23 protein-coding genes, 1 pseudogene and 1 riboswitch are annotated in these 20,204 nt (G+C 34.5%); of the genes and pseudogenes, 5 read left to right on the top strand and 19 right to left on the bottom strand.

Annotated elements, in window-relative coordinates:
• Positions 1-140: 140 nt before the first annotated feature.
• From KPL75_RS20860 to KPL75_RS20830, 7 genes and pseudogenes are all read right to left on the bottom strand, one after another.
• Positions 141-1,490: an APC family permease gene (locus KPL75_RS20860; RefSeq protein WP_219917590.1), complete on the bottom strand. Its 1,350-nt coding sequence runs from the start codon at positions 1,488-1,490 to the stop codon at positions 141-143.
• A 419-nt stretch (positions 1,491-1,909) separates the two neighbouring features.
• Positions 1,910-2,878: a class 1b ribonucleoside-diphosphate reductase subunit beta gene (gene nrdF / locus KPL75_RS20855; protein ID WP_219917589.1), complete on the bottom strand. Its 969-nt coding sequence runs from the start codon at positions 2,876-2,878 to the stop codon at positions 1,910-1,912.
• Between the two features lie 95 nt (positions 2,879-2,973).
• On the bottom strand, positions 2,974-3,870 hold the full coding sequence (locus KPL75_RS20850) for a ribonucleotide reductase large subunit (RefSeq protein WP_309137457.1): 897 nt from the start codon (positions 3,868-3,870) through the stop codon (positions 2,974-2,976).
• A 436-nt stretch (positions 3,871-4,306) separates the two neighbouring features.
• Positions 4,307-5,434, bottom strand: a pseudogene (locus KPL75_RS20845) (ribonucleotide reductase N-terminal alpha domain-containing protein); the annotation flags it as partial.
• Positions 5,421-5,780, bottom strand: coding sequence for a class Ib ribonucleoside-diphosphate reductase assembly flavoprotein NrdI (gene nrdI, locus KPL75_RS20840; protein ID WP_105584136.1), 360 nt, complete (start codon positions 5,778-5,780; stop codon positions 5,421-5,423). The pseudogene KPL75_RS20845 and the gene nrdI, both read right to left, overlap by 14 nt.
• Before the next feature lie 477 nt (positions 5,781-6,257).
• Positions 6,258-6,575 (bottom strand): hypothetical protein, encoded by a 318-nt coding sequence (locus KPL75_RS20835; protein ID WP_219917588.1) that lies wholly within the window; start codon positions 6,573-6,575, stop codon positions 6,258-6,260.
• A 25-nt stretch (positions 6,576-6,600) separates the two neighbouring features.
• Entirely contained in the window at positions 6,601-6,795 is a 195-nt protein-coding gene (locus tag KPL75_RS20830) for a hypothetical protein (RefSeq protein ID WP_002149609.1), read from the bottom strand.
• A 261-nt stretch (positions 6,796-7,056) separates the two neighbouring features.
• Between KPL75_RS20830 and KPL75_RS20825 the strand changes: the two genes are divergently transcribed.
• Positions 7,057-7,635 carry a GNAT family N-acetyltransferase gene (locus KPL75_RS20825; protein WP_219917587.1) on the top strand — a complete coding sequence of 193 codons (579 nt, stop codon included), beginning with the start codon at positions 7,057-7,059 and terminating at the stop codon, positions 7,633-7,635.
• Positions 7,636-7,695: 60 nt separating this feature from the next.
• On the opposite strand, the gene KPL75_RS20820 is transcribed toward KPL75_RS20825, so the two are convergent.
• Both KPL75_RS20820 and KPL75_RS20815 read right to left on the bottom strand, forming a co-directional pair.
• Positions 7,696-8,298, bottom strand: coding sequence for a histidine phosphatase family protein (locus KPL75_RS20820; protein WP_219917585.1), 603 nt, complete (start codon positions 8,296-8,298; stop codon positions 7,696-7,698).
• Between the two features lie 81 nt (positions 8,299-8,379).
• A complete protein-coding gene (locus KPL75_RS20815) occupies positions 8,380-8,538 on the bottom strand; it encodes a hypothetical protein (RefSeq protein WP_219917584.1) in 159 nt (52 codons plus the stop codon).
• 252 nt (positions 8,539-8,790) lie between these two features.
• On the opposite strand from KPL75_RS20815, the gene KPL75_RS20810 reads away from it, so the two are divergent.
• The gene (locus KPL75_RS20810) at positions 8,791-8,976 is read left to right on the top strand and encodes a YkvS family protein (RefSeq protein WP_002064385.1); all 186 of its coding nucleotides are present in this window, start codon (positions 8,791-8,793) and stop codon (positions 8,974-8,976) included.
• A 48-nt stretch (positions 8,977-9,024) separates the two neighbouring features.
• On the opposite strand, the gene queF is transcribed toward KPL75_RS20810, so the two are convergent.
• Genes queF through queC form a run of 4 tightly spaced genes read right to left on the bottom strand, consistent with a single transcriptional unit; the run spans position 9,025 to position 11,403 of the window.
• On the bottom strand, positions 9,025-9,522 hold the full coding sequence (gene queF / locus KPL75_RS20805; RefSeq protein WP_088048364.1) for a preQ(1) synthase: 498 nt from the start codon (positions 9,520-9,522) through the stop codon (positions 9,025-9,027).
• A gap of 18 nt (positions 9,523-9,540) precedes the next feature.
• Entirely contained in the window at positions 9,541-10,257 is a 717-nt protein-coding gene (gene queE / locus KPL75_RS20800) for a 7-carboxy-7-deazaguanine synthase QueE (RefSeq protein WP_219917583.1), read from the bottom strand.
• Positions 10,250-10,741: a 6-carboxytetrahydropterin synthase QueD gene (queD, locus tag KPL75_RS20795; protein ID WP_097810148.1), complete on the bottom strand. Its 492-nt coding sequence runs from the start codon at positions 10,739-10,741 to the stop codon at positions 10,250-10,252. The genes queE and queD overlap by 8 nt, the downstream gene beginning before the upstream one ends.
• Positions 10,741-11,403 (bottom strand): 7-cyano-7-deazaguanine synthase QueC, encoded by a 663-nt coding sequence (gene queC, locus KPL75_RS20790; protein WP_097830171.1) that lies wholly within the window; start codon positions 11,401-11,403, stop codon positions 10,741-10,743. The genes queD and queC overlap by 1 nt, the downstream gene beginning before the upstream one ends.
• Positions 11,404-11,496: 93 nt before the next feature.
• Positions 11,497-11,540, bottom strand: a riboswitch (PreQ1 riboswitch).
• A gap of 207 nt (positions 11,541-11,747) precedes the next feature.
• On the opposite strand from queC, the gene KPL75_RS20785 reads away from it, so the two are divergent.
• Positions 11,748-12,956, top strand: coding sequence for an ATP-binding protein (locus tag KPL75_RS20785; RefSeq protein WP_219917582.1), 1,209 nt, complete (start codon positions 11,748-11,750; stop codon positions 12,954-12,956).
• A 9-nt stretch (positions 12,957-12,965) separates the two neighbouring features.
• Here KPL75_RS20785 and KPL75_RS20780 read toward each other — a convergent pair whose 3' ends face one another.
• The 4 genes from KPL75_RS20780 to KPL75_RS20765 form a co-directional block, all read right to left on the bottom strand.
• Positions 12,966-13,082 (bottom strand): DUF6254 family protein, encoded by a 117-nt coding sequence (locus KPL75_RS20780; protein ID WP_000038354.1) that lies wholly within the window; start codon positions 13,080-13,082, stop codon positions 12,966-12,968.
• Positions 13,083-13,261: 179 nt separating this feature from the next.
• Positions 13,262-13,795 (bottom strand): DinB family protein, encoded by a 534-nt coding sequence (locus KPL75_RS20775; protein ID WP_219917581.1) that lies wholly within the window; start codon positions 13,793-13,795, stop codon positions 13,262-13,264.
• A gap of 138 nt (positions 13,796-13,933) precedes the next feature.
• Positions 13,934-15,628, bottom strand: a complete 1,695-nt coding sequence (locus KPL75_RS20770) for a M3 family oligoendopeptidase (RefSeq protein ID WP_219917579.1) — start codon at positions 15,626-15,628, stop codon at positions 13,934-13,936.
• A gap of 160 nt (positions 15,629-15,788) precedes the next feature.
• A complete protein-coding gene (locus tag KPL75_RS20765; protein ID WP_000203343.1) occupies positions 15,789-16,235 on the bottom strand; it encodes a MarR family winged helix-turn-helix transcriptional regulator in 447 nt (148 codons plus the stop codon).
• A gap of 193 nt (positions 16,236-16,428) precedes the next feature.
• Here KPL75_RS20765 and KPL75_RS20760 point away from each other — a divergent pair, with 193 nt between their 5' ends.
• Positions 16,429-17,925, top strand: coding sequence for a DUF3149 domain-containing protein (locus KPL75_RS20760; protein ID WP_219917578.1), 1,497 nt, complete (start codon positions 16,429-16,431; stop codon positions 17,923-17,925).
• Between the two features lie 29 nt (positions 17,926-17,954).
• Here the strand turns inward: KPL75_RS20760 and KPL75_RS20755 are convergent, their stop codons facing one another.
• Positions 17,955-18,236 carry an aspartyl-phosphate phosphatase Spo0E family protein gene (locus tag KPL75_RS20755; RefSeq protein WP_219917577.1) on the bottom strand — a complete coding sequence of 94 codons (282 nt, stop codon included), beginning with the start codon at positions 18,234-18,236 and terminating at the stop codon, positions 17,955-17,957.
• 492 nt (positions 18,237-18,728) lie between these two features.
• On the opposite strand from KPL75_RS20755, the gene KPL75_RS20750 reads away from it, so the two are divergent.
• Complete coding sequence (locus tag KPL75_RS20750) at positions 18,729-19,499, top strand: divergent polysaccharide deacetylase family protein (protein WP_219917576.1); 771 nt, start codon at positions 18,729-18,731, stop codon at positions 19,497-19,499.
• A 66-nt stretch (positions 19,500-19,565) separates the two neighbouring features.
• Here KPL75_RS20750 and cbpA read toward each other — a convergent pair whose 3' ends face one another.
• Complete coding sequence (cbpA, locus tag KPL75_RS20745) at positions 19,566-20,189, bottom strand: cyclic di-AMP binding protein CbpA (RefSeq protein WP_002140932.1); 624 nt, start codon at positions 20,187-20,189, stop codon at positions 19,566-19,568.
• Between the last annotated feature and the right edge of the window lie 15 nt (positions 20,190-20,204).

Genomic DNA, 20,204 nt, shown 5'->3' with positions numbered 1-20,204 from the left:
TCGTGCCAAGTGAAAATACTATGTTAATCCTATCTTGTTATCCTCCTACTTATGAATCTATGAATGACTTATGCAATACTGCATGATTACCAAATATAAAACACAAAAGACATCGAAATTTATCCGATGTCTTTCGTGTTTTACACTTCCTGTACTTCTTCAAAATGCATTTGCGGAGGAGCTGAACGGAACATATTTGTAATATATAGAAGGTACCCAATTCCAATAGTAGCCCAGCAAAGCCCTAGAATAAGTGAATGAATATTGAGGTTAAACCATAGTACTGCTACAGTACCAGCACCTAAAATAGGCATAACTAAGAAATTTAAACAGTCTTTTATCGTTTTATATCTTTTTTTCTTAATTACATAGTAGGAAATTACAGATAAATTAACAAATGTAAATGCAATAAGCGCTCCAAAATTAATAAGAGATGCTGCCGTTTCTAAATCAATGAATATAGCGGAGAGCGAAATAATTCCTACAATAACAATGTTATATACTGGAGTTCTCCAGCGGGGATGAATGTATCCGAATATTTTCTTCGGAATTACATTATCTCGCCCCATAACGTACAATAATCTGGATACACTTGTATGAGAAGCTAAACCAGACGCAAGTGTCCCCATAAGGGTTCCTACTAAAAAGAAAGCTTGAAACAGTTTCCCTCCAACATATAGCGCAATTTCTGGAGACGCTGATTCTTTATCTTTAAATACAGATGTATCTGGAAAGAAAGATTGTGTAAAATACGTAGTTGTAATGAATAAAACTCCACCAATTAAAGCAGTAAGAAAAATAGCTCGAGGAATTGTCTTCTCCGCGTTTGGTGTCTCTTCTGAAAATGTAGTTACTGCATCAAAACCTAAAAATGAGAAACAAAGAATTGTCGCACCTGCAACTAACGGTGATATTTGTATATCCGATTGAAAAAACGGCTGAATGGAAAAAACTTCTCCTGTTCCCTCTCCCGCTAATAAACCTTTTATAACTAGAAAAACAAACACGGCCATTACTAGCACTTGAAATATTACTAAAAAAGTATTGAAGTTAGCAGTAACATTCACGCTAATAATATTTATAAGTGTAATCAGTAGAATAAAACCGATGACCCATATCCAACTAGGAACACTTGGAAAAAATGCTGACAAATAAATTCTCGTTAATAGTGCGTTCACCATCGGTAGAAACAAATAATCCAATAACGCGGACCATCCAACAAGAAATCCAAGCCTTGCACTAATTGTCTTCTGTGTATACGTATAAGCTGATCCTGCGGTAGGAAAAACCTTTACCATTTTGCCGTAGCTTGCAGCGGTAAACAACATCCCTGCTAATGCAATCAAATAAGCTCCTGGAACATGCCCACCCGTTTTTCCCGAAACAATTCCAAACGTATCAAATCCAACCATCGGTGTCATGTACCCGACCCCTAGCATAACAATTGACCACAGCCCTAATGAACGTTTTAAACCAACTACTTTTCCCACCTATCATTCCCCCTACTTTTCCTATCTAATTTCCATTTAAAAATCGACAGCAGAAAGGAAACGCTTTCAAATGACTGTATATACAACACAATCTATTACAGTTTCCTTTTGTTTTTAAATATCCATGCAATTTTCGAGCCAATATTTCTGTAGTCAAAAAAAGCACTCCGAAAAAGAGCATATAGGTGGAATCAGGCCTCACTTCTTATCATTTTTTATTCATTTTGACATAAGTTATTCAATCTCTCATACTGCTAAATATAAAAAAACAGAACTTTAATCCGTTTTTTATTTTCACTTCCTCATAAATTATACTTTTACGAGATAAAAATATTTTCATGAAATAATAACATTATGTAAACTATTCATAGCAAAAAAGCTGTCTTTTCTATAAAGACAGCTTTTTCTATAACACTATATTAAAAATTGAATACGAAGTCATCGTCTGCTAACTTTTCAACATTCGTTGCTTTTACGTAACCATTTCCTTTTACAGAGAAGAAATCATGGTTTTTTGTATCTGTACGTAAACCATTTAAAACGATTGGGTTAATTTCTTCTTCCTCAAACTTCGGCTCAAGTCCTAAGTTCATAAGTCCTTTATTCGCATTGTAACGAACGAAACGATTTACATCCTCTACAAGACCGATAGAAGTGTAAATTTCTTCTGTATATGCCAATTCAATTTCATACAGTTCCATTAATAACTCTTGCGTTTCCGTTTGTACTTCTTTTTGCTCTTCTGCAGAAAGTTCTGCGAAGATTTGTTGTGCTAAAATACCGACGAATACGCCGTGAATGGACTCATCACGAATTATTAGGTTAATAATCTCACCACTTGCCGTCAATTTCCCTTGACCTGCTAAATAAAGTGGATAGAAGAATCCACTATAGAATAAGTAACTTTCTAAGAACACACTTGCTACCATTGCCATGTATAACTCTTTTTTCGTTACTTTAGGCTTTAATAAACGACGATAGTAATTAGTAACAATACCAGCTTTTTTCTCAAGTAATGGATGGTTATCTACCCATTCAAAAATATCATCAATTTCTTCTTCAGTAGCTAACGTTGTGAAAATATGACTGTAACTCTTCGCATGTACTTCTTCCATAGCGCCCATGAAAGCTAATACACTTTTCGCTTGTAAATTTTCAAGATGAACAAGCACAAGAGGCATCCCTTCGCCACCTTGTTTCGTATCTAAAAGTGTTAAACCACCTAATACACGCTTATAAGCAATTTGCTCTTCTTTTGATAATTGTGCCCAAGTATTTTTGTCAGAAGACACTGCGATTTCTTCTTCTGTCCAAAACTGAGCGATGTTTTGCTTCCAAAACATTAAACTAAAATCATCTTCTTTTTTGTTCCAGTTTACCGCACGCATTAAATCGCCCCTTCTCTAAATAAACATAAAAAAATTGATAACTAAGCATGAGCAGGGTTCAGAAAAACCCTGCTCATAATGTCTCATTTTTTATATTAAACGGTACAAGCCACGCACTCTTCTACGCTTAATTTACGTGTTCTCGTATAATAAAGACTCTTCAAGCCTTTTTTATGTGCATAAATGTAGTAACGTGCTAACTCACGTGTTGAAATATCACTATTAACATAAAGAATGGTACTAATTCCTTGGTCAATATGTTCTTGAATTTCTGCGATTAAATCAATTAATTTAAACTGATTCATATCGTAAGAAGATTTATAGTACCAGAACGTATCTTTTGATAAATACGGCATTGGATAATATGTTGTCGCATTCGCATACGTTCTTGATTCAATTTGACTTACGATCGGCATTACGCTTGAAGTTGCATTTTGAACGTAACTAATTGATTGTGTCGGAGCGATTGCAAGACGATATGAGTTGTATAAACCATCCTTCTGTACTTGCTCTTTTAAACTTGTCCAATCTTCTTTTGTTGGAATATGAATTCCTTCAAATAATTGCTGAACTTTTTCAGTTACTGGGCTGTAATCTGTCGTTTCATACTTTTCAAAGTATGTGCCATTTGCATAATCAGACTTATCGAAGTCTTTAAATGTTTCGCCTTTTTCTTTAGCAATCTCCATACTTTTCTCAATCGAGTAGTAATTTAACATCATAAAGAATGTACGAGCGAATTCTTTCGCTTCAGCACTTTCATAAGCGATTTTATTTTTTGCTAAATATCCGTGTAAGTTCATTGCTCCAAGCCCAACTGAATGAAGCTCATCATTTGCTTTTTTCACAGTTGGGGCATTCGGAATGATCGTCATATCAGAAACAGCTGTTAAAGCTTCCATTCCCGCATGAACTGCTTCACGAATTTCTTTATTTTCCATTACGTTTACGATATTTAACGATCCTAAGTTACAGTTAATATCACGACGGATAATGTCTTCTGTACCGTAATCATTTATTTCAGAAGTTTCTTGTAGCTGGAAGATTTCTGTCTCGAATGTTCAACCAAGTTCGCTACTCCTCAGTCCGTTGCTCATGCAACTGCTGTATGTCACCATACAGGACAGACTATATCATCACCTACAGCATTACCTGGTTAGGTGCTCCGCTTTTCGAACGCCAATCGCTTGCGCTCTACTCCCAAATGGGATAGTCGTTAGGCTTTTACTTATCTTAATCTTTCAGAAAGTCTCTTATTACTTTATGTTGTCCGATAACTCTGCTATACAAAATAATAAGATACATTCTGAACTTTTATATTTTCATTCTAAGATAAGATTTAGCACGGTAGGTTACCTCAAACTTGAGGCTTTCCCCGTTTAACGGAGTTTTCGACCAGCATTTCTGCTAGAAGGTGCTACATATTTAACACAAGTTCGACATCTTCACAGTTCCAATATCCTTCAGTGGATGCTGGTTATTTGCATTTGATTTAAACATTAAGTATGGGTAACCAGACTCAAGCTGAATCATAGCAATTTTAATAAGCATATCACGCGCACTAATATCTAGTGGCTTCTTCTTCACTTTCGGATTGCTCATTAATTCATCGTACATTTCGTCGATATCTATATCATCTAAATGTTTTCCGTACTCTTTAAATACTGTATAAGGCGCGAAAACATGGAAAGGTTCGTTTTTCTCAGCAAGCTCAAAGAACTTACTTGGAATGATAATTCCGATTGATAGAGACTGAATACGGCTCTTCTCATCGGCATTTATTTTTTTTGTATCAAGGAATTCTATAATATCCCAATGGAAAATGTTTAAGTATACAGCTCCGGCACCTTTTCGTTGGCCAAGTTGATTCGCATATGAAAACGAATCTTCAAGCAATTTCATAACAGGTACTACACCACTTGCGGCATTTTCGATACCTTTAATTTGCTCACCACGTGCGCGTAGCTTAGATAAGTTTAAAGCTACTCCACCACCGATTTTCGATAATTGCATTGCAGTATTAATGTTAAAGCCGATTGAATTTAAGCTATCATCCATCTCTAACAAGAAACAAGACACCATTTCTCCTCTTCTGCTTCTTCCCGCATTTAAAAAGGTTGGTGTCGCTGGTTGGTAGTTTTGTTTTACAATCATGCTTGCGAAGTGTTTTGCCTTCGCAACATCACCGCGTCCTAAGTATAATGAAACAATTGCTACACGATCTTCATAGCTTTCTAAGTATTGTTTTTGATCATTCGTTTTTAACGCATAATCTTTATAGAACTTAGATGCTGCCATATAAGATTGGAACTCGAAGTTTTCACCATAAGCGATGTTATAAACTCCTTCTACTTCCTCCAAGCTATACTCGTCCAGAACGTTGTAATAGTAATCATGTTCTTTCATATACTCCATTCGCTCTGCCACGCTATTAAAATGAACGGTATTCTCTCTAGCTTCTTCCATAAAGACTTCTAACGCCTCTTTATCTTTATGAAGCTGATAAAAACCGTCCTGCATTTGCGTGATTTCATTATTCAGTTCAATGTGTCGCAATCTCCCGCACCCTTTCTTTAAAATATTCTACATCATTATTTGTTCCAGATAACTCAAATTTTGATACAATAGGCACTTCATATTTAGTAGAAATTTTGTCAGCACTTGCACCAAACATGTCTCCCCAATTACGATTGCCACTTGCAGATACGCCTTTTAATTTTTCATTATTGCGTTCTAAAAAGTCTAAAACACGTTCCGGTACATTTCCAAAACCTGTTGTATACGTAATAAGAATAAAGTCTTCATCTAATACTAGAGCTTCTTCAATTTGAACGGCCGGCATATTTAATTTGTGAATGAAACGCTTCACGTTTCCTGTCATAGAATCATATGCAACTAACATTTCCGACCCTCCCTCTCCAATCTATATTCTCTGTATGTCGTTTCTTGATTTCTCTATATATTGTATTACGTTTCAAAATAAGACACAAGATATATGTATAAATTCTTTCTTTTTTTAACTTTTACTTTTCGACATGACCGTCGATTTTTTTCAATACAAAGACTATGAAACAACATTCTAAAACTCATGTCAATAAAGTGCTTTTCAAAAAAGTTGTCAACGAGTTTAACCTTATTTTTAAAAAAGTTAACAATATTTTTTGTCATAAAACAGTAAATGCTGGAGTAATATATTTCTCCAGCATCACGCAAAAAAGAACAGATATTAAACGATAATCTGTTCTAACAAACGATTACATTTATCAATTTTACTTTATTAAATATTATACATATTCTTTCGTTCCTCGTTACATACTAAAAGATAACTATTATAGAAAAAGATTATTATTATGGAACTTCAATTTATTTATGAAAAAAATCATTCAGGCTGCTCAATACGCAAAATATCTTTTACAAATATATGATGTGGATTCTCATCTTTATCGAGCATTGTACATACAGGAGCCTCTTCATCAAAGTATACGATCATTCCTTCTACGTACTGATATGTATGTTGAACTTGTACAGTTACTTTAATTTCTACGGCTTGCTCATATGCTCTTTTTATTTTCTGAAGCATTTTTGCTGAACATTTTCGTTGCTCTGGATACATAACCATTCCCATAAACCTATTCCCAGCTCTATCTTTCCACATATAATCCCAATGTGGCAATATGCCTTGTTTAAAATCTCCCATAATTCTCCTCTCCTTTATCTTCTATTTATGAACGTGGTGTTTCTGAATATGTATAAATTACCTGTCCACCGCGCTGTGCGTTCCCGATAATATGTTTAAAATCTTCTCGATTTACAACAACTTCTCTGAACGTATAAAATACATCTTTCGTCGCAACATACTCCTTTATTTCACCATTTTTCAGCTGATCCAAAATTGCATTTGCTAATTGTTTATCCATGTATTTCACCTCTCTGCAATAGTTTATTTTATCGCATCTTCTATAGGTCGACAACGGTAAAATTATCCCGTTACTATTATGTAATTCACTTTCATTATTTTTATAGCTATATCACTTTATTATATTCGCACTAAATATCATATACTAACATAGCTACTTCTCTATATCAAACTTTTTGACGCTCTGTATAACAAAGTTCCAATCCACTGTTTGTTATTTTATTTTATGCTACAATATACAAATAGAACTAGGAGGGATACTATGATTCGGAAAGCAAAAAAGACAGATGCGATAGGAGTAGCACCTTTACTGTATAACGCTCTGCACGAAATTGCTGAAAAAATCACAGGTAGCACAGTTGAAGCAAAAGTGATACTAGGACTTGAAACATGGTTCGCAAAAGAAAATAATCGATTGAGCTATGAAAACTGTTTAGTGGCTGAACAAGATGGAAAGGTAGTTGGGGTTATTGTCGTTTATCACGGTAGTGACGCTGAACAACTTGATGCACCAATCGTACACCACTTAAGAGAACTACATGAAGACGAATCCATTACGTTAGAAAAAGAAGCTGAACTTGATGAGTATTATATTGACACGTTGTCAGTTTCAAATATGTACAGTGGACGTGGCATTGGCTCTAAATTAATCGATGCAGCTGAACTTCATGCAACTGAAAAAGGTCATGAAAAAATCGCCTTACTTGTTAATTTAGATAACAAACGCGCTTTTTCACTATATGAAAAACTTGGTTACAAAAAAGATAACATCGTTATGCTTGTTGGTGAACCGTATGCCCATCTAATAAAACCATTACGGTCATTAGTTTCTATATCTTAAAAGGACAATTCTTTTTTACTTGTTATGTAGAGAAAGAGGCTGCCAAAGGGACAGCCTCTTTTAAATTAATTTTGTATTTAATACATTTCCATCCATCGCCTCATGAAATGTATACGTTGTACATCCCCATGGCTTCCTATGGAAAATAGGCGAACCAGACCACCCCATTGCCCTCAGTTCAGTCCCAATCATCGCATTAAAATAACTATGGCCTACAAGGGCAATACGTCCATGTACGAGCGCATAGCGGTGCAACATATTAGCAGCTTGCCTTGCTCTTTCTCGTACTTCCTTATAAGACTCAACCTCTTTACTATAACCAACTATCCATCGTGTACGTCCAATAAACATCCATACATTCGGTTTACATTTCAACCATTTTGGAGCATAAAAACTTGTTGGAACTTCAGCTTCCCTAAAAAGAGGATTTTGCACAAAAGATAGGGAATCCAATAACTCAGCCACTGACTGTACAGCACACCTTTGATCACTCGTTACAACCAGCTTTGCTGATTCAACCGCCTCAATTGTTTCAATTGGTATAGGAGTTTCTTTTACTGTAGTCCCTAAATCATATTGCTTCATCCATTCACGAAATAAAATAATTGTCATTGGCTCTATAGTACTGTCCAAACGACCATGACGAATAAAAGAAATTCGCATTCTTTCCACTCCCCATTCATCACTTGCGAACTATATTACGTACTATTTCTTATTGCCATCATACCATGCATAAAAAGAAAGTTATATATCCCCACCACCATCATGTGTTATCGATGTGTGCACACCATCCAGTCCATCAAAATATGTAGTTGTTTCATGATGACGCACTTTCTTCAACTGTATATAAGAAAATAAAAATAATAAAATCGCTATAAAACTCCCCACAATTTCAATTATCATTTTACCACCCTAATTTCTCCCACTTTAATAGGTCATTGTACCTTTCATCATACTCCTATATAAAGATGTATGCATTTTCATCATTCCTCTCTTAAACAATATTTTTTAAATATTCCCTTACAAAAAGTGAATATTTTTCGATTTTTTACTTTGGAAACATTTACAAAGTAGTAAATATAGTTCAAAATAGGAGGAAATAAAAAAGCCCAAATTATTCTTTTTTTGGGAAAACTAGAACAAGGAGAGTTGCTTATGCAGATCGCAGAAACTGGAGATATCATTGAATTTAAAGGTGGAATGCAAGGCCGTGTTCAAAAGGTAAATCAAAACTCCGTTATTGTTGATATAACAATTATGGAGAATTTTAGAGAACTAGATATGGAACCTCTTACAGTTGTAAGTCATAAAAACTATACTGTCATTAATCAACATGCATAATATAATAGAAAGAAAGGGCCTGTATACTATACAGGCCCTTTCTTTCTATTAACGATTATCAATTGTTTCCGGATATAGATCATGATTCATCATACGGTAGTCTGCCATTTTCTCATACTTAGTCCCTGGGCGGCCGTAGTTACAGTAAGGATCGATTGAAATACCACCACGTGGTGTAAATTTCCCCCATACCTCAATATAACGTGGATCCATTAATTTAATTAAATCATTCATAATAACGTTCATGCAATCTTCGTGAAAGTCACCATGATTTCGGAAGCTAAATAAATATAACTTTAAAGATTTACTCTCTACCATTCTTTGTTCTGGAATGTAGCTAATATAAATTGTTGCAAAATCTGGTTGTCCTGTTTTCGGACATAAACTTGTAAATTCAGGACAATTGAATTTTACAAAGTAATCACGGTTTGGATGGTTATTATCAAATACCTCCAAAATTTTCGGGCTATATTCAAATAAATATTTTGTATTTTGATTTCCTAGTAATGTTACATCTTTTAAATCTTCGTCTAATCTTCCTGCCATTTTAAACATCCCTTCTCGTTATACACCTCGTTTATTTCCCCATACTAACGCATGAAGCTGCGGCAATACTTTCGCGTCATTCATCTCTTTACAGTTAACAGCTTTTTCAATAAGCCACTCATACTTATCTAATAATTTTTTAATAAGCATTGCATCATCCACTGTTTTCGTATCATCGTTCCCTACTTGTAAGAAAAATGGTACATCTGGATAACGTTCGTGCATCTTAACTGCATATTCAAAATCTTGATCATCGAATACTACTACTTTTAGACTAATATCTTTTCCTGCTAGTTTCTGAATTACAGAATCTAACATCTGAAAATCTGTTTTCATTGTTGAACTTGGTGGTTTTGGCGAAATCGTTACCTCATCAATTTGAAGTAACCAATCCTGCCATTTACTCCCTTGTGTTTCTATCGCCGTTCGCATCCCATTCTCTTTTAATATAGAAAGAAGCGACTCAATATTTTTCAATAAAACAGGATTTCCACCCGAAATCGTAACATGAGAGAAATTTTCTCCTCCAATTTCAACAAGCTCATTCCAAATGTCTTCCGCTGGCATTTGTCTAATTTGATCTTTGGCTGATCCATCCCACGTAAAAGCAGAATCACACCAAGCACAGCTATAGTCACAGCCAGCAGTTCGAATAAACATAGTCTTTTGCCCGACAACCATACCTTCTCCTTGAATAGTCGGACCGAATATTTCTAAGACAGGGATTTTACTCATCGAGCATCCACTCCCGTCTTACTTCCGCATAACTAGTCGGCGTCTCAAATAGACGAACGAATTCAACACGAGCTCCTTTATATTCGTTCACACGATTATCTTTCGTTAATGCTTCTGCCATCTTTTCATAAATCCAAACGACCATATTTTCAGCAGTCGTATTCATCGCTGGTAATGTTTCATTTAAATAACGATGATCTAAATAAATTTCTATTTCATTTTTCCAAATCTCTTTTATATCTCCAAAGTCAATTGCAAGGCCTATTTCATTCACATATCCGCTAATTCCAAATACGACTTTATATGTGTGGCCATGTAAGTTTTTACATTTCCCTTCATAACAGTGTAAATGGTGTGCTGCATCAAATGTAAATTCCTTGCTGACCATTACTCTTTTATTATGATATTTGAGTTGTTTACGCTGAATATCCTCGTCCATTTTTTGCAAATTTTCTACGATGCGAAATCCAAAGAAATTATCCATTAGTTGTTCGCCCCTTCGCGTTCTTGTAAGTACGTATCTAATCCTGCTTTACGAAGTTGACATGCTGGACATTCACCGCAACCATCACCAATGATTCCGTTATAACATGTTAATGTTTTTTCTCTAACAAACTCGAATGCTCCAAGTTCATCAGATAATTTCCACGTCTCCGCTTTATCAATCCACATAAGTGGCGTATGAATGACAAACGGATAATCCATAGATAAATTTAATGTAACGTTTAACGATTTCACAAACACGTCACGGCAATCTGGATAACCACTAAAATCAGTTTCACATACACCCGTTACAATATGACGTGCTCCAACTTGTTTTGCTAATACAGCAGCAAATGATAAGAATAGTAAATTTCGTCCATCTACAAATGTCGATGGCAATTCACCGTCTTCATGTGTAATCTCCATATCCGTTCTCGTTAACGCATTTGGAGCAAGTTGATTTAATAGACTCATATCTAGTATCGTATGTTTAATACCTAGCTCTTTCGCAATTTCTGCTGCACAATCAATTTCTAACTTATGACGTTGATTGTAGTTAAACGTTACAGCTTCCACTTCTGCGAACTGCTCTATCGCCCAAAATAAACATGTTGTACTATCTTGTCCACCACTAAAAACAACAACTGCTTTTTCTTTTTTCATTTCACTCATTCTCCTTCTCTATTACGAATAAGAAGAAAGAACGTTCTTGAACTGTCACAATAAAAAAACAAAACAATACCTAAGGATATTGTTGTTTCCATAGTTTTTTATAGAGGGAGTTCGCGAACCTCTCCCATGCAGTGCATGGAATTTCTTCTTTCATTGACAAAGCTTATTGTAACATATTGTATACTACCATAAAAAATTTCTGATTTTTCCGCTATTTCGCATTTCATTTCTTTCATTTTATAGTATGATTAATTTAATGTTAGAAGAGAGGAGGCATCCCACTGGAACTCTTTATTATTTACCTCTTTTTAAATATATTATCTATTCTCGTTACAATGCTCGTATATCATTTATTTTGGAATCAGAAAGGGAAACGATCTCCTAAATTAAATTCAGTTATATTTATTGTATTGTGTTGCCTCGCTACCATACTATGTATCACTTTTGCAGCAAAAACAAATAATGGTTTTCAGTTCGACATGCGACATATCGTATTAATTGTCGGTACGTTAACGGGAGGGCCTATTGCTGGTGGTTCTATTTTAGCTGTATTAAACATTTATCGCTTTTTATTGGGAGGAATAGGTGCGTTTCCATCCTTTATCGCTTCTATTCTCCTATTTATTGTTCTACTATTAACATACAAATTTTTTAATCGAAGTTCTAATCATATAAAAATAACACTTGCTATTTTTTACAGTCTTACTTATGGATTTGGTTGGATACCATTTTTCCTTGCAAGTGTTACAAATGATGCAGATTATATACCACATATCATTGTGTACGAACTATGTACGATGATTGGCACGATCCTTATTTTATATTTACTACACATATTACAAATGCAAGTTCGTCTCCAAAATGAACTTATGAACGCTGAGAAATTTCATTTAATCGGCGAAATGGCAGCTTCCATCTCTCATGAAATTCGTAATCCTTTAACTTCAACGAAAGGATTTTTGCAACTTTTACAGTCAGATACGTGCTCTGAGAAGGAACGAAAATTATATATCGACATAGCCATTAATGGGATCGAACAAGCAAATCATGTTCTTACAGATTACTTAACTTTTGCAAAACCGAGTATTGAAAAAGAACAACAATTACAAGTAGAGGATGAGTTACTTCATGCGTTATCTTTAATTACACCTCTTGCCAATTTAACAAATGTTCGTATACATTACATAAAACAAAGTACATCTTTCTTTATAGCTGGTGAAAGACAAAAGCTGAACCAATGCTTATTAAATATTTTTAAAAACTGTATTGAGGCTATGCCTACAGGTGGTGACCTTATTCTTACATTAGTTCCAGACCATAAGCATATACAATTGTATATAAAAGATACAGGCGTTGGTATGGATCCAGAACAAGTAAAACGCCTCGGGTCACCCTTCTATTCGACGAAAGAAAAAGGGACCGGACTCGGGATGATGGTCGTCTTCAGTGTCATTCAAGCAATGAATGGAAAGATTGATATTATTAGTGAAAAAGGAACAGGTACAACATTTTTATTAACTTTCCCAATCATACAAAAAACGTGATGAAATTCATCACGTTTTTTCTGTTCCTTCAACTAATTCTGCAAAAGCTTTCACTTTTCCATGGGGTTTTTGATTCTCTTTCCGAGCTTTCCACGCGCGCTCTTCTTCTCTCTTTTTCTTTGACATACTTTTCAACTCCTTTTCTCTTCTCCATGTAGTATTCCAAAATGAGAAAGAAAACTATGCATGAGTAAAAAAGGAAAAGAAGCGGTTCACCGCTTCTTTTCCTTTTTCCCGCTATTTGAGGGCAGCCCGATTGTTGCGGACTAATAATCAGTGATATGCCCCCTGATTAAAATTTCACTTTACCGCTGTAAAATTGCATGTTTCGCTTCTTTTAGCTGTGTAAGATGTCTTTGTTCGTGTAAATCCAGAAATTGAACCCATTGATATAAATTCAAATCATTAAAAATAGGATGGTTTAATCCATTTTCAAATAATTCTTTTTCATCTATCACACTATGAAGTGCATAAAATAATTCTTGTCGTGAATGTTCTAATAATTGTATTCCTTGCAGTTTTTTCATTAATGTTTCTGTTGGTTTCATTTGTTGAGGAGCTTCCCGTTTATGCGTGCGATCAAGCGTAAGTTGGAGGTCTTTAAATGGAGCAAGTTTTCTTTCTTTTTTTTGCAACGCATATACAAAGGCAGATGTGACAGACTGTTCAACTAAATACAAATGATGCAAAATTTGAATAATACTCCATTTATCACGGCGTGGCTTTACATTTACCTCCGTATCATTTAACATTTCAATTTCTGATAACAGCGTGCTTCGTGTAGACTGTAATGAGTGGACTAAAGTTTCTAAACTAACATCCATATTAGATTGAAGCATAGTACTTTCCCCCCTTTTGTTGGTGAAAAGGGGTGCTCCCCATTAGAAACACCCCTAAAATAATTCTGAATTTTCTTTTATTATCTCATCATTTTTCCATTATGTCGATGTTAAACATGTGAAAAAAGTGCATGTTTTTTACAATTTTGTGTCGTCAACAGCACGTAACCACGCTTCAATTTCTGTAATTACACTTTTTACACAGCCTTCTGCGAATGGTGATGTTAAATTTGCAACTTCTACTAATTCTAAGAATGATTTACTTCCACCTTGTTGACAAAGATTCACATAATCTTCCCAAGCCTCTTGTCTATTATCTCTTGCACGTTTCCAAAATTGCAGTGCACAAATTTGAGCTAACGTGTAGTCAATATAATAGAACGGTGAGCTATAAATATGGCCTTGACGTTGCCAGAAACCACCACGCTCTAAATAATCATTATCTTCATAATCACGATGTGGTAAATACTTCTTCTCTATGTTACGCCATGCTGACTTACGTTCTGCTGGCGATGCTTCTGGATTTTCATATACATAATGTTGATATTCATCTACAGATACACCGTACGGTAAAAATAGAAGTGCTGAACTTAAGTGTGAGAAGTAATATTTATCCGCATCTTCTTCAAAGAATAACTTCATCCATGGCCATGTAAAGAATTCCATACTCATTGAATGGATTTCACACGCTTCATATGTTGGCCAATTATATTCTGGAATTTCATACTTACGACTTTCATATACTTGGAAAGCATGACCAGCTTCATGTGTTAATACATCAATGTCACCAGACGTTCCATTAAAGTTTGAGAAGATGAATGGCGCTTTATAATTCTCGATATATGTACAATATCCACCACCAGCTTTTCCTTTTTTCGCAACTAAATCTAATAAATCATTATCAAGCATGAAATTAAAAAATTCATCTGTTTCAGCGGATAATTCTTTATACATCGTTTTCCCGTGATTAATAATCCAATCGGCATCACCTTTTGGAGTTGGATTACCTGTAGCAAACTCAAAGTTTTCATCATAATAAGCGAGATTTTCTACACCAATGCGTGCTTTTTGTCTATTTCTTAACTCGGTTGCAACTGGAACGATATAATCTAATACTTGCTGACGATAGTTCGCTACCATTTCAGCGTTATAATCTGTACGATACATTCTTGCATATCCTAATTCAACAAAGTTTTTAAAACCAAGTGTTTTTGCAATTTTCGTTCTCACTTTAACAAGCTCATCATAAATACGATCTAACTCTTCCTCATTCTCTGCTAAAAATCCGTAGTATGCTTCACTTGCTTCTTTACGTTCACTTCTTTCTTTTCCTTGCATAAACGGAATAAGTTGCGATAACGTTCTTTCTTCTCCTGCAAAGTCAATTTTTGCAGATGCTAATAACTGTGTATATTGTGAAGACAATTTATTCTCTAATTGTAAATCTTTCACTACTTCATCTGAATATGTTTTCAAATCACATTCAGCCAGAGCAAATAATTGTTTCCCATAATATGCTTCTAATTCTTCACGGAATGGAGAATTAATTAACGCTTTATAATACTTCGTTCCATAACCTTGTACAACTGGAGAGTATTCATCAAAGAAATCTTGTTCTTCCTTATAAAAGGCATCTGTCGTATCAACAGAATGACGAATGTAACAAAGATTCCCCATTGTACCAAAATCATTGCGAATTTCATTAATTGAATTAATTACTTGTTTTTGTTCTTCAATCGTTTTTGCATTATCGAATTTCTCTAAAGCAACAGTAAACTTCTCTTTTAATTCTTCAATATTTGGCCGTTTATATTCATAGTCTTTAAATGACATGAACGCGCCCCCTCTCCATTATATGCATCATTACTATAATTCAATGCTTACTTACAAATATCCTCTTATTTTTCAGCAAATTACAGCAGATACTGTCATGATTACATGTAAACAAAAAAGCCTTGGATTTCTTTATCCAAAGCTCCTTTGGAACATATTATTATTTTTCATACTTGCCAATTTTTTTTAATAGATCAAGTAATTCATCCTTTTCATCTTTCGTTAACATTTCGAAAGACTGATGTATAACTTGCTCATGCCCAGGAAAAATAGAAGCAATAAAGCTCTCTCCAGACTCCGTTAATTGTGCATAAATAACACGTCTATCATTCGGGCACGGGATTCTCTTTACTAGTCCTTTTTTCTCTAGCTTATCTACAACGTATGTAATGCTGCCACTAGCTATTAAAATACGCTCACCGATTTGCTGAAGTGGTTGGCCTCCTTTATGATATAGTAGTTCTAATACAGCAAACTCAGTTGGATTTAATCCGTTACTTTGTATGGATTTATTTGTAGTATCCATAACAGAACGATGTACACGAGATAGTGCAATAAATACTTTTAAAGATTGAGAAATATCTTCTCGCTCATTATTTGATGTCATACCATTTCAACCCTTCACTTAAATTCTCCACAACAAAAAGAAAAGCAATGTAGTACTTCATTACAATTTCCGAATGAATATTCACTCATCCCTTTTCCTCTCCCTAATATAATGCAAATGATTCTTGAATAAAAACATGACAATTTTAACATAGTTTATATATAATGATAATAAAAAAGAAGGAGTACCCAATTTGAAAGTCAAATTACAAAGCATAGTTTTTTACATACTGCTTGTTATACTGCCAACGATAGGGATTGGTGCCGCATTTTTTTCGTATCACACTTATCAAATGAAACAGGAAAACAAATTATCTGCTCATACTGTTCTCTTTTTATATAGAGACTATTTAGACCATCACCTTGGTGAAGCGATTTCTGCCTTAGAAATGCTCGCAAAAGTCGTAGGTACCGAGACTGGTAACATAAATGGAATTAAACAAATTGTACATGATACAGATGGAAACGATGCACGATTTTCTGGTCTATATTACGCTACACCAGAAGGAATCATTACAATCGCATCAGAAGATGAATCAAGGCCTGTAGATGTCTCAGACCGTAAGTATATTCAAGACGCATTACAAACTAAGAAAACAACTGTATCATCTGTCATTACAGATCGTGTCCTTGGACATCAAGCTATTATGATTGCCTCGCCAATATTTAACAAACAAAAGGAACTCTCTGGGTTATTGTTAGCTAGTTTACGCTTTGACTACATTTCATCCTCTTTAAATGCTATTAAACCACAATATCATTTCGAAGTAACTGATAAACATGATGTAGTTTTTTTAACTGATGATAATAATGAAACAAGTGATGAGCATTCTAATATGCTTACTACCCCACTCCAAAGATTAAACTGGAAGGTCTCTGTTTCTCCATTACCTATTCATCAACAAACCTTATACCAGTTAGTTTCAATAGAATGTATAGCTACTTTATTTTTAATGTCTATTTTATTTTTACTTGCTCAATATATGTTATTAAAACGGCAAACAAAACTAGAAAGACAACAAAATGAACTACAGAAGATTGAATTGGTTGGAACTTTTGCGGCTAGTACAGCTCACGAAATCCGTAATCCCCTTACTGGAATTAAAGGACTCGTTGCTCTATTAAAAGAGAAATATAGAGATGAACAGGATCAGTTCTACTTTTCAGTAATTGAACAAGAAATTGAACGTATTAATGAGATTGTAAGCGAATTTCTTATTCTTGGAAAGCCAACTGCCATCATTGAACAAACATATGATGTAAGAACGATTCTTAATGAGGTAGCAGTAATTATTCAATCTGAGGCGAATTTGTATAATATTATATTCCATTTACATTTGCCAGACCACCCTGTTCATATACGTTGCTCAAAAGACCATATGAAACAAGTGGTTTTAAATATTACCAAAAATGCAATTGAAGCTATGACTTCTGGGGATACATTAACCATTGTAGTAACAAACAACGAAAAACATGCACAATTGCAAATTATTGATACCGGAAAAGGAATTCCAAAACATATTCAAAAACACCTCTTTCATCCGTTCTTTACTAATAAAGATACTGGAACAGGTCTTGGACTTGTCATATGTAAACGAATTGTAGAGATGTACAATGGGCACATTTTTATTGATAGTAAAGAAAGCGAAGGAACGACAGTTCATATCGAAATTCCTTTACACAAAGTATAATTATCCTTATCCCAAAAGGATAATTATACTTATTTCATAAAACCAGCCACAAGCATTCGCCAAAAATTACTCGATTTCCCTTCATACCCTATTTGAAAAATGGGTGCCTTTATAATTGACCACCATCTCGGTGTTTGTTTTTCTTTATAACGCTGATACTGTAATATAAGCTTGTCCAATTCTTGACTAACTTGAATTGTCTCCATACTATTTAACCCACTTGTCAAACCTGATTGAATCATTTCTTCACGTTTCATATGAATATCATGCGAAAGCTTTTCTAATGTGTACTTCCTTTTTACAGTAAACATCCATATCCCCCTTAGTATTTTTCAATGCTCCCAACTTCACTTCTACATTAATCTTTCAACTTTTTAATCATATTCAAATTTGAAGAATCAGAAAATTTAACATTTTCTCCCTGTAATTTACAAATCTTTACCCTCACTTTGAGAATTATTACAAATTATTCTATCTTTGTAAATACATTCGCAATAATAGACATTTTTTTCATCTTCTTTTTTTATAAATACCAAGTAAACAGTGGGTTCTCTATTTTTTAATGTACTTTTCTTCGACATTTTTTGTTTAATTTATATAAAAACGTAAAACATAATGATGATTGATAAAGTGAAACTTTAATCAGTGGGGATTTTGTTCATCCCCCGCTGATTATTAGCCTTCACCAATCGGGCGTTTACGGGCAGTGGATCTCCCACCTAACTTCTTTGCTCCAGCCAAATTTTGAGGTGGGAGTCTTACTGCCCGCAAATAGCGAGATAAAATAGAAAGGAAATATTTATATGCGCAAATATACCATTGCATTTCTCGTCTTCACCCTGTTCATACCCTTCTTCTTATTTCCTATTCAAGCAAACGCTCATACGAATAAGGTTGCTATTGTCATCGATGATTTCGGCAATAATATGAAAGGCACAGATAAGATGTTATCACTTCCAATTCCACTCACTGTTGCTGTTATGCCATTTCTTCCTTCTACTAAACAAGATGCAATAGCTGCCCATAAAAAAGGGCATGAAGTTATTATACATATGCCAATGGAACCGATTAGAGGAAAAAAAGAGTGGCTTGGACCAAAAGCGATTACAACAGATTTAAGCGATGAAGAAATAAACAACCGACTCGAACAAGCAATTCAAGAAATACCTCATGCAATAGGAATGAACAATCATATGGGATCAAAAGTAACCGCTGATGAAAGGATTGTACGTCTTATACTTTCTGCCTGTAAAAAACATGGTTTATTTTATTTAGATAGTAAAACAAACCCTAATAGTGTCGTCCCAAAAATCGGTAAAGAATTAGGCGTGCCTATTATTGAAAACCAATTATTTTTTGATGATGTATATACAGTAAGTCACATTTCAAAACAAGCACAATTACTCATAAAAAAAACCCAAGACAAACCCATTATGGTAGCTATCGGACACGTTGGGGCTCCAGGTGAAATTACATCACGTGTTATAGAAACTTCTATTCCTAAAATTCGTGAGCATGCAGACTTTATTTTTTTATCTGATTTAGCATTGTCTCCACCTCCTGTTTCAAATTAAGATTCGTTTCTCGTACTAAAAAAGTACCTATCTACACATAGCAGATAGGTACTTTTCCTTTTCAACTTAGATATAATCTACATGACTCACCCTGAATCCCTTTTTCTCTATCTTTTCAATTAATTGCTTTAATTTTTTTTCATTTAACTCATCCGATATATTTACGATAACACGGCGAATATATTGATCACCGTTATCAAGCGTAAACAGTCCACCGATATTATATGCTTTTAATAATGTCCCAAGCTCTTTAATTGTTCCCTTACAATCTTGTGTTGCAATTGTTAAAATATAACCACCCGTCCGCATACCAAACGAATCCTCAATAACATCAAATACATTAGAATGTGTTAAAATGCCAACAAATTCATTATACTCATTTAAAACCGCTAAAAACGGGAGACGACGAATAACGTAAAAAGCTCTAAAAAAAGAATCCTTTTCAAAAATAAACGAATTTGGATTTTCCAGTACATCTTCTGTACTTACATCCTCTAATCTGCTATTACACTTCTTTTCTAAAAGATCTACTTTATAAATAATCCCCGTGAATTCCTTCTCATTTTCTGCTAATACAGGGATTGCGCGAAATCCCGTTTCATTCATAATTTGTAACGCCTTTTCACCAGAATCATTCGTTTTGCAAAATGTCACCTGCTGTTTTGGCAGAAAATGATATTTAACTCGCAAAATATGTTCCTCCTT

It is taken from the genome of Bacillus sp. NP247 (genome assembly GCF_018966865.1).
Lineage (GTDB): Bacteria > Bacillota > Bacilli > Bacillales > Bacillaceae_G > Bacillus_A.
Note: the sequence above shows the minus strand (reverse complement) of the source record. Positions and strands in the feature narration are given on the sequence as shown.